Source organism: Treponema endosymbiont of Eucomonympha sp. (genome assembly GCF_001028545.1).
The window spans coordinates 1-480 of record NZ_BBPW01000563.1 but is presented as its reverse complement, the minus strand read 5'-3'; the positions used below and the strand labels follow the sequence as shown (position 1 = coordinate 480).

1 protein-coding gene is annotated in these 480 nt (G+C 61.7%); it reads right to left on the bottom strand.

Annotated elements, in window-relative coordinates:
• Positions 1-480 (bottom strand): hypothetical protein (locus tag AWU74_RS12160; protein WP_187150965.1); only part of this gene is annotated, 480 nt, incomplete at both ends.

The window sequence follows — 480 nt, the reverse complement described above, 5'->3', positions numbered from 1 at the left end:
CCTGATTTTATACGCGCCGGAGTCCGCCTCCGTGCCGGGCGCCCGCGCGAGCTTCAAAACGAGCGGCACCCTGCTCTCGCCCCGTACCCTGACGAGCGAAAGATACCCGTCGGTACCCGGATAAAAAGCCGCCCGGTTCCCGCTTTCCTGCTTCCACGAGGCGCTTTCGCTGGATTCCGCGGTTTCCAGCACGATGCCGTCCTTCCAGAACAGCTCCACCGATACCGGCCCCGAATTGGAAACGCTGTTTTCGTCCCGCCACTGCACATAATACGCGCCGCCGGATAGCGGAACGGTAAAGTACTGCACGCCGCCGATCTGAGCCGTTTTTTCCGTCCAGTCGGCGCCGGGACTCAGCGGCTCCGGCTGGTCGTGTATGGCTACGGTAACGACGTCCGAATAGTCTCCTATGTCGATAGCGCGGTCGTCGCCGTGGCGGTTAAACCCGGCGACCTTATACGAATATATCCCGCCCGAAGA